The sequence below is a fragment of the Paenibacillus sp. DMB5 genome (genome assembly GCF_001517085.1).
In the GTDB taxonomy this organism is placed as follows: Bacteria; Bacillota; Bacilli; order Paenibacillales; family Paenibacillaceae; genus Paenibacillus_AQ.
Genome location: NZ_LRAC01000040.1, coordinates 1 through 471, shown reverse-complemented (window position 1 = coordinate 471; position 471 = coordinate 1). Strand labels below are relative to the sequence as shown.

1 pseudogene is annotated in these 471 nt (G+C 48.0%); it reads right to left on the bottom strand.

Annotated elements, in window-relative coordinates:
• Nucleotides 1-192: pseudogene (locus AWJ19_RS36340) on the bottom strand (sugar ABC transporter permease); the annotation flags it as partial.
• Between the last annotated feature and the right edge of the window lie 279 nt (nt 193-471).

The following is a 471-nucleotide window of genomic DNA, read 5'->3' as shown; positions in this document are numbered from 1 at the left end:
CGTCCAGAACATCGGATTTTCAAAAAACAGCCGGAAATGCTTGAGCCCGACCCAAGGGCTGCCCCAGATTCCCTTTATAACGTTGTAGTCCTTGAAGGCCAGGACGCGTTCGCCGATCGGATAATACTTGAAAATAAGAAAGAACAGCAGCGGCGGAATGACCAGCAGATGCAGCTGCCAGTGCTTTAATATCTTTTTCCCGGCAGCCTGCTGCGTATTACTTCAGAGGATAGCTTCGTACAAAACTCTCTTCGGAAGCATAGGCTTTGTTTTGTGACTTTTGTGTGATAGCGCTTTCTACACGAGTTGATCATAGTGGATAACCACCGTCCCTGAACAGGTACACTTCCGTATTTTGCGTACATTTCACCCTGTTTGCAGGGGGCAGTACTTCCTGGTACGGCCTCTATCCCAGCATTTTGTAAGCGGATTCATATTATTGCAGCAAAATAGAACGGCTGCACCCTCCCT